Source organism: Arenimonas sp. (assembly GCF_044348765.1).
Lineage (GTDB): Bacteria > Pseudomonadota > Gammaproteobacteria > Xanthomonadales > Xanthomonadaceae > Arenimonas.
Genome location: NZ_JBIKSE010000004.1, coordinates 59006 through 67769, shown reverse-complemented (window position 1 = coordinate 67769; position 8764 = coordinate 59006). Strand labels below are relative to the sequence as shown.

Here is an 8764-nt window from a genome sequence, read left to right as displayed (position 1 = left end):
TCCCATCCCGAACACGGAAGTGAAACGCAACCGCGCCGATGGTAGTGTGATTCTGTCATGCAAGAGTAGGTCATCGCCAGGGTCTTTACCCCAACCCCCGGTCCTCATGGATCGGGGGTTTTTATTGCGCCGACAGGTCTCTGGTGCGTGAGAAATCGCTTAATTTCGATGGCAAAAACCGTCGGCTATTGGTACAATACCGCGGCTTCGGTGCGGTTTTGCCCGAAATTCGTGCCCGGGAGTCGGCAAGGTGAGGAATACTACGGTGGCGGGACAGCAGCTCGCGCTCAGGACCATTGCCCTGCAGGCCGTCGTGATCGGTGTGTTGTCCGCGTTTTTCCTTGCTGTGGGCATGCGTCAGGCTGCTGCGGTGCTGTTAGGCGGAGTCGCGATCGTCGCTTCTTCCTGGGCAGCGGCGAGAGTCACGTTCACCGGTCGTGCCCAGTCAGCCGAGGGTGCGTTGCTCCGGTTGATCGCTGGCCTGTTGTTGAAGTGGTTTGTGGTAATCGCGGTTTTGTTGCTCGGAACCCTGTTGTTGGGATTGCTGCCACTGTACGTCCTTATCGGGCTCGCGGTCGGTCTGCTGGCCCAGTTCCTCGCAGCAATGAAACGTTAACCGAATTTGATTTGAGTTGAATGAAGCCATGGCGTCCGAACAAGCCCTTACCCCTACCAATTATATCCAGCACCACTTGAAGAATCTCACCGTGCCGGTGCAGGATGGCGGCTTCTGGACGTTGCACATCGACACCATGGTGACCTCGGTTCTGATGGGGCTGCTGGTGGTGTTCGCATTCTGGCTCGCCACACGCAAGGCGACTTCCGGCGTTCCAGGCAAATGGCAGGCCTTCGTGGAGATTTGTCTTGAGTTCGTTGACAAGCAGGCACGTGACACCTATCACGGCCCCAGCAAGCTCGTGACACCCGTCGCGATCACTCTGTTCTTCTGGATTCTGATGATGAACATGCTGAAGATGATTCCAGCCGATTTCATCGCCAAGCCCTTGGAGCTGGTCGGCGTACATTACTGGAAGCCGGTACCGACCGCCGATGTCAATGCCACTCTTGGCTTGTCAATCAGCGTGTTCTTCCTAATGATCTTTTTCGCGTTGCGCAGTAAGGGCCTGGGTGGGTTCACCCATGAATTTCTGACCGCGCCATTTGGCAAATGGATGCTGCCGTTCAATCTGATTCTCAACATCGTTGAGTGGGTCAGCAAGCCGATTTCGCTTGCTATGCGGTTGTTCGGCAACATGTTCGGCGGCGAGATTGTGTTCCTGCTCATTTGGGTGCTCGGCGGTGCCAGCGTGTTCGGTATGTTGGCCGGCGGGGTCTTCGGTCTGGGCTGGATGCTGTTCCATCTGCTCGTGATTCCGCTGCAAGCCTTCATTTTCATGATGCTGTCAATCGTATACCTCAGTCTGTCGGAAGACAGCCACTGATTTTCTGTTTCACTTTTCCTTTCAACCGTTCTTGATTTCAATCTGGAGATAACCATGGAAACCCTCGTTCAACTCGCCCAAGTCCAATCTAGCACCGCCCTGGCCATTGGCATCATGATCGGCCTGGCCGCGCTCGGTGCCGGTCTTGGCCTGGCTCTGATGGCCGGTAAATTCCTGGAATCAGCCGCCCGTCAGCCGGAACTGATTCCGGTGCTGCAGGTCCGCATGTTCATTACCGCCGGCCTGATCGATGCTGCGTTCATCATCACCGTCGCTATCGCCCTGCTGCTGGCCTTCACTAACCCGCTGGCTACAGCGTTCGTTCCCGCCGCCTGATGCCTGATCCGCGGACCGGTCAGCCGGTCCGCATCCGGACAATACGGGCGCCACGTGCCTAAACCCGAACTTTTCAGAGCGTATTGAAATGAATATCGGTCTTACCCTTATATCCCAGGCGCTGGCTTTCGCCGGTTTGATCTGGATCGTCGCGACCAAGATCTGGCCGCCGCTCCTGGCTGCCATCGAAGAGCGCCAGGCCAAGATTGCTGAAGGCCTGGCCGCCGCCGATCGCAGCAAGAAAGACCTGGCTTCGGCCGAAGAGAAGGTCAACGAGGTCCTTCGTGAAGCACGTGCCAAGGCGAATGAAATCATTGCTCAGGCTGAGGCCCGTCGTCTGCAAATTATCGACGCCGCTAAGGACGAAGCCGTTGCCGAGGCCCAGCGCGTGAAAGCCAGCGCCGATGCCGAAATTGAACAATCCGCCAACAAGGCCCGCGAGGAACTGCGCAAGCAGGTGTCCGTGCTGGCTCTGGCCGGTGCCGAAAAACTGATCCGCCGCGAAATCGACGGCAACGCCCATAAAGCGCTGCTTGATGAGCTGGCTTCGGAAATTTGAGCCAACCAATCATGAGTCAAGCCACCACGCTCGCCCGCCCTTACGCCCGCGCCATTTTCATGCTAGCGAAAGAAGTAGGTTCTCTGAAGGATGTCTCGGAAGCGCTTGCGTTTTCCGCGCAGGCCGTCTCGGTTCCCCATCTCGCCGATATGCTCGACGATCCCCGGGTTTCCGTAGCACAGCTACTGGACCTGATTAGTCATCCGGAAGCGCCAGAGTCCGTTCGCGGATTCTTCTCAGTGCTTTCCGAGAATGGACGGCTGCCGTTGCTGCCGGAAATCTACGCCTTGTTCGAAGCCCTGCGCGCCGAAAGCGAACATGTGGTCAGAGCCAACATCACGTCCGCTGAGCCCTTGTCCGCCGAGAGCCTGAAGTCGCTGACGGATGCGCTCAAAAAGCGATTCGGTGGTGATGTCGAGGTGCAGACTGCGGTCGATGCTTCGCTGATTGGCGGTGCGGTGATCGATGCCGGCGATGTGGTGATCGACGGTTCGGTGCGCAACAAGCTGGCTCGTCTCAACGCAAATCTTGCCAATTAATTTCAATTAACCGCTGGCTACGGCCAGAAACCTAGGAATTCCAATGAAGACGCTCAATCCGTCCGAAATCAGTGAACTGATCAAGAGTCGAATCGACAAAGTGAACCTGGCCTCCGAGGCCCGTAACGAAGGCACCGTGACCTCCGTTTCCGACGGCATCGTGCGCATCCATGGCTTGGCCGATGTGATGCAGGGTGAAATGATCGAGCTGCCGAACAATACCTTCGCGCTGGCCTTGAACCTGGAGCGTGACTCGGTCGGCGCCGTGGTCCTCGGCGATTACGAGCATCTTTTGGAAGGCAATGTGGCCAAAACCACCGGCCGCATTCTGGAAGTGCCGGTCGGTCCGGAACTGCTCGGTCGCGTGGTCAACGCGCTGGGTGAGCCGATTGATGGCAAAGGCCCGATTACCGCATCGCTGACCGCCCCGGTCGAGAAAGTGGCTCCAGGCGTGATCTGGCGTAAATCGGTGTCGCAGCCGGTGCAGACCGGTTATAAATCCGTCGACGCCATGATTCCGGTCGGCCGCGGCCAGCGCGAGCTGGTCATCGGCGATCGCCAGACCGGCAAGACCGCACTCGCTATCGACGCCATCATCAACCAGAAAGGCACCGGCGTGAAGTGCATTTACGTCGCCATCGGCCAGAAAGCCAGCTCGATCGCTAACGTCGTGCGCCGCCTGGAAGAAAACGGCGCGCTGGCCCACACCATCGTGGTCGCCGCCACCGCGTCCGAATCGGCCGCCATGCAGTACATCTCGGCCTATTCGGGCTGCACCATGGGCGAATACTTCCGCGACCGCGGCGAAGACGCCCTGATCGTGTACGACGATCTTTCCAAGCAGGCCGTGGCCTACCGCCAGATCTCCCTGCTGCTGCGCCGTCCGCCTGGCCGTGAAGCCTATCCGGGCGACGTGTTCTATCTCCACTCCCGTCTGCTCGAACGCGCTGCCCGCGTCAACGAAGAGTACGTCGAGAAGTTCACCAACGGCGCCGTTAAGGGCAAGACCGGCTCGCTGACCGCGCTGCCGATCATCGAAACCCAGGCCGGTGACGTTTCGGCGTTCGTGCCGACCAACGTGATTTCGATCACCGACGGCCAGATCTTCCTGGAAACCGATCTGTTCAACGCCGGTATCCGTCCTGCGGTAAACGCCGGTATCTCGGTGTCCCGCGTCGGCGGCGCCGCACAGACCACTATCATGAAGAAGCTGTCGGGCGGTATCCGTATTTCGCTCGCCCAGTACCGTGAGCTGGCGGCGTTCGCGCAGTTCGCTTCCGATCTTGACGAAGCCACCCGCAAGCAGCTTGAACGCGGTCAGCGCGTGACCGAACTGATGAAGCAGAAGCAGTATGCACCGATGTCGATCGCGCAAATGGCGCTGTCGATCTACGCCGCCAACGAAGGTTACCTCGATGACGTGGCGTTGCCGCAGATCCTGGCTTTCGAAGCCGGCCTGCACGCGCATATGGCCAACAGCTACGGTGAACTGGAAAAGAACATCGTCGCCACCGGCGCCTGGGACAAGGACATCGAAGCACAGTTCAAGCAGATGATTTCCGAATTCAAGGCCACCGGCAGCTGGTAATGCGACCGGGCGCCCTTGGGTGCCCGCAACCCCACAAGCGATAGCGAGAAAGACATGGCAGGCGGACGCGAAATCAAGACCAAAATCAAGAGCGTGCAAAACACCCGCAAGGTGACGCGTGCGCTCGAAATGGTCTCAGCCTCTAAAATCCGCAAGGCCCAGGACCGCATGAAGGCATCGCGCCCGTACGCGCGCATGATGCGTCAGATCGTCGGTCACGTGGCCAAAGCGAATACCGACTATGTGCACCCGTTCATGGTCGAGCGCAAAGACGTCAAACGCGTCGGCTACATCATCGTATCGACCGACCGCGGCCTTTGCGGCGGCCTGAACTCGCAGATGTTCCGCCGCATCCTGGCCGACATGCGCGTGTGGCAGGACAAGGGTGTCGAAATCGATCTGGTGTGCGTAGGCCAGAAAGCCGCCACCTTCTTCCGCCGTCTGAAAGTCAACATGCTGGCCTCGGTCACCCATCTGGGCGAACAGCCGCATGTCGAACAACTGATCGGCGTGATCAAGGTCATGCTCGACGGTTTCGAAGCCGGCAACATCGACCGCGTGTTCCTGTGCTACAACGACTTCATCAACACCATGGCACAGCGTCCGGTACAGGACCAGCTGCTGCCGCTGCCGGCTGATGAAGCGCTCGATTCCAAACACAGCTGGGATTACCTGTACGAGCCGGACGCCAAGACCGTGCTCAACCACGTGGTCACGCGTTACGTCGAGTCGCTGGTGTACCAGGCGGTGCTGGAAAATCTGGCTTCGGAACATGCCGCGCGCATGGTCGCCATGAAGTCGGCTTCCGACAATGCCAACAAGCTGATCGAAACCCTGCAATTGATTTACAACAAGGCGCGTCAAGCGGCGATTACCCAGGAAATTTCCGAAATCGTCGGCGGCGCCGCCGCTGTATAACGCGCCTGGCGCACCCATTCACGAATTACAGATTTGACTTTTTGAGGATACCGAAATGAGCCAAGGCAAGATTGTACAGATCATCGGCGCGGTGGTGGACGTCGAGTTCAACCGCAACGAAGTGCCCAAAGTGTATGACGCGCTGAAGGTCGAGAACACCGAAATCACCCTCGAAGTCCAGCAGCAGCTGGGCGACGGCATCGTGCGCTGCATCGCGCTCGGTTCCACCGACGGTCTGAAACGCAACCTGGTCGCGACCAACACCGGTCACGCGATTTCGGTTCCGGTCGGTACCGGCACCCTCGGCCGCATCATGGACGTGCTCGGCAATCCGATTGACGAAGCCGGTCCGGTCGATGCCAAGGCGCACTGGGAAATCCACCGCGCGGCCCCGTCGTATGAAGAGCAGAGCTCGACCAACGAACTGCTGGAAACCGGCATCAAGGTGATCGACCTGATGTGTCCGTTCGCCAAGGGCGGCAAGGTCGGTCTGTTCGGCGGCGCCGGCGTTGGCAAGACCGTGAACATGATGGAACTGATCAACAACATCGCCAAGCAGCATAGCGGCCTGTCGGTGTTCGCCGGCGTGGGCGAGCGTACCCGCGAAGGCAACGACTTCTACCACGAAATGAAGGACTCCAACGTCCTCGACAAAGTGGCGATGGTGTACGGCCAGATGAACGAGCCGCCGGGCAACCGTCTGCGCGTGGCGCTGACCGGCCTGACCATGGCAGAGTTCTTCCGTGATGACAAAGATCCGACCACCGGCAAAGGCCGTGACGTGCTCCTGTTCGTCGACAACATCTACCGCTACACCCTGGCCGGTACCGAAGTGTCGGCGCTGCTGGGCCGTATGCCGTCGGCCGTGGGTTACCAGCCGACCCTCGCCGAGGAAATGGGCGTTCTGCAGGAACGCATCACCTCGACCAAGACCGGTTCGATCACCTCGATCCAGGCCGTTTACGTGCCCGCGGACGACCTGACCGATCCGTCGCCGGCGACCACCTTCGCCCACCTCGACGCCACCGTCGTGCTGTCGCGCAACATCGCCTCGCTCGGTATCTATCCGGCCGTGGATCCGCTCGACTCGACCTCGCGCCAGCTGGACCCGAACGTGATCGGCAACGAACACTACGACACCGCCCGCCGCGTGCAGTCGACCCTGCAGAAGTACAAGGAACTGAAGGACATCATCGCCATTCTGGGTATGGATGAGCTTTCGGAAGAAGACAAGCAGGCCGTGTCGCGCGCCCGTAAAATCGAGCGTTTCTTCTCGCAGCCGTTCCACGTGGCCGAAGTGTTCACCGGCTCGCCGGGCAAATACGTCACCCTGAAAGAAACCATCCGTGGCTTCAAGATGATCTGTGACGGCGAATGCGACCATCTGCCGGAACAGGCCTTCTACATGGTCGGCGGCATCGATGAAGCCATCGAGAAAGCCAAGAAAATGAGCGCCGCCGCGTAATCCACCGGAGCAAGACATGACTACCATTCGATGCGACATCGTCAGTGCCGAGCAGGAGCTTTTCAGCGGTTCCGTGCAGATGGTGGTGGTGACCGGTGAAATGGGCGAGCTCGGCATCGCGCCGCAGCACGCGCCGCTGATCACCCGGATCAAGCCCGGTTACGTGCGCGTCATGCTGGAAGGCGGCACGCAGCAGGAGTTTTACGTTTCCGGCGGCATTCTGGAAGTGCAACCGCAACTGGTCTCGGTTCTTGCCGATACCGCGGTACGTGCCGCCGATCTGGATGAAGCCAAAGCCAAGCTGGCCAAGGAAGAAGCCGAGCGCGTGCTCGCCAACCGTTCCGAAGCCATGGAAATCGCCGAAGCCCAGACCAAACTGGCCGAGGCCATGGCGCAACTGCAGGCCCTCGAACGCCTGCGCAAGAATCTCAAGCACTGATTGGAATCAAACCGGCCTCAGCCGGTTTTTTCTAGGCCTAATTCCAGTATTCAGAACGCACCGGGTCGGGCATAATAAACGCCTGCGGGAGGCATTATGCAAAAGCCCTTACATGTCATCATTCTGGCCGCCGGCGAAGGCAAGCGCATGAAGTCGCGGCGCCCGAAGGTGCTGCAGCAGATTGCCGGACGTGCCATGCTCGGTCATGCAATTACCACCGCCCGCGGGCTTGCCGCTGAAGGCATCCATGTGGTTTACGGCCATAGCGGCGATCAGGTCCGGGCCGCGTTCGCCGCGGATGCCGATCTGCATTGGGCCGAACAGATGCAGCAGCTGGGTACTGGCCATGCCGTGTTGCAGGCCATGCCCGGCGTTCCGGATGGCGCCCAGGTGCTAGTGCTGTACGCCGATGTGCCACTGATTACCGAAACCACCCTGCGCCAGCTGCTGGCCGCCGCTGACGGCGGCACCGCGGTATTGACCGAAACCCTGGACGATCCCACCGGCTACGGCCGGGTGTTGACCGACAAGGATGGCCGGGTGCAGGCGATTGTCGAACAGAAGGATGCCGATGCTGCGCAGAAAGCGGTGCGGCAGATCAATACCGGCGTGGTCTGTGCCGATGCCGCCATGCTGCGACGCTGGCTGGCCGGGCTGGGCAATACCAACGCCCAGGGCGAATACTACCTGACCGATATTTTCGCGATGGCCGCGGGCGAAGGCAGGCCGGCACAAGCCGTGGGCTGCCTCAGTGCCGGTGAAGCTGACGGCGCCAATGATGCGCTGCAACTGGCGGTACTGGAACGTCGCTACCAGCGTCGGCAGGCTGAAGCCCTGATGCGCGAAGGCGTGCGTTTCGCTGACCCGTCCCGTGTCGATATCCGCGGTTCGGTCTGCGCCGGCATGGATGTCGAAGTCGATGTCGATGTTGTGTTCGAAGGCCGCGTGGTGCTGCATGACGGCGTGCGCATCGGGCCGTTCTGCCGATTGAAGGATGTCGAGCTCGGCGCCGGCAGCGTGGTGCACGCGCATTGCGATTTCGACGGCGTGCAAGCCGGTCCCGACTGCGTGCTCGGTCCGTTCACGCGTCTGCGCCCGGGCACCGAACTGGCCGAAGGCGTGCATCTGGGCAATTTTGTCGAAAGCAAAAAAACCCGGATCGGCAAGGGCTCGAAGGCTAACCATCTCACGTATCTCGGCGATGCCGAGATCGGCGCCAAGGTCAATGTCGGTGCCGGCACCATCACCTGCAATTACGATGGCGTGAATAAATCGCTGACTGAAATTGGCGACGGCGCCTTCATCGGCTCCAATTCCTCGCTGGTGGCACCGGTCACCATCGGTGCGGGCGCCACCATCGGCGCCGGTTCGGTGATCACCAAGGACGCGCCGGCCGATACCCTGACCGTGGCGCGCGCGAAACAACTCAGTTTGAATGGCTGGCAGCGACCGGCCAAGAAACCCAAATCACCCTAAGG

At 59.9% G+C, this 8764-nt stretch carries 10 protein-coding genes; all 10 read left to right on the top strand.

All coding sequences use genetic code 11. From position 1 onward, the window contains the following. Positions 1–250: 250 nt before the first annotated feature. The 10 genes from ACIQ0Q_RS01680 to glmU all read left to right on the top strand — a co-directional run bounded on the left by ACIQ0Q_RS01680 (position 251) and on the right by glmU (position 8762). Positions 251–616 carry a hypothetical protein gene (locus ACIQ0Q_RS01680; protein WP_395771205.1) on the top strand — a complete coding sequence of 122 codons (366 nt, stop codon included), beginning with the start codon at positions 251–253 and terminating at the stop codon, positions 614–616. Positions 617–644: 28 nt separating this feature from the next. Continuing rightward, on the top strand, positions 645–1442 hold the full coding sequence (gene atpB / locus ACIQ0Q_RS01675; RefSeq protein WP_395771204.1) for a F0F1 ATP synthase subunit A: 798 nt from the start codon (positions 645–647) through the stop codon (positions 1440–1442). A gap of 54 nt (positions 1443–1496) precedes the next feature. Further along, entirely contained in the window at positions 1497–1778 is a 282-nt protein-coding gene (gene atpE / locus ACIQ0Q_RS01670) for a F0F1 ATP synthase subunit C (RefSeq protein WP_188450283.1), read from the top strand. Positions 1779–1866: 88 nt separating this feature from the next. Further along, entirely contained in the window at positions 1867–2337 is a 471-nt protein-coding gene (locus ACIQ0Q_RS01665; protein ID WP_395771203.1) for a F0F1 ATP synthase subunit B, read from the top strand. Between the two features lie 11 nt (positions 2338–2348). Continuing rightward, positions 2349–2876, top strand: a complete 528-nt coding sequence (locus ACIQ0Q_RS01660) for a F0F1 ATP synthase subunit delta (protein WP_395771202.1) — start codon at positions 2349–2351, stop codon at positions 2874–2876. Between the two features lie 43 nt (positions 2877–2919). After that, the gene (atpA, locus tag ACIQ0Q_RS01655; protein WP_395771201.1) at positions 2920–4464 is read left to right on the top strand and encodes a F0F1 ATP synthase subunit alpha; all 1545 of its coding nucleotides are present in this window, start codon (positions 2920–2922) and stop codon (positions 4462–4464) included. 54 nt (positions 4465–4518) lie between these two features. Next, positions 4519–5382, top strand: coding sequence for a F0F1 ATP synthase subunit gamma (atpG, locus tag ACIQ0Q_RS01650; protein WP_395771200.1), 864 nt, complete (start codon positions 4519–4521; stop codon positions 5380–5382). A gap of 55 nt (positions 5383–5437) precedes the next feature. Continuing rightward, entirely contained in the window at positions 5438–6847 is a 1410-nt protein-coding gene (gene atpD, locus ACIQ0Q_RS01645; protein WP_395770623.1) for a F0F1 ATP synthase subunit beta, read from the top strand. A 16-nt stretch (positions 6848–6863) separates the two neighbouring features. Further along, complete coding sequence (locus ACIQ0Q_RS01640) at positions 6864–7286, top strand: F0F1 ATP synthase subunit epsilon (protein WP_395770624.1); 423 nt, start codon at positions 6864–6866, stop codon at positions 7284–7286. 96 nt (positions 7287–7382) lie between these two features. After that, positions 7383–8762: a bifunctional UDP-N-acetylglucosamine diphosphorylase/glucosamine-1-phosphate N-acetyltransferase GlmU gene (glmU, locus tag ACIQ0Q_RS01635; protein ID WP_395771199.1), complete on the top strand. Its 1380-nt coding sequence runs from the start codon at positions 7383–7385 to the stop codon at positions 8760–8762. The last annotated feature ends 2 nt before the right edge of the window (positions 8763–8764 follow it).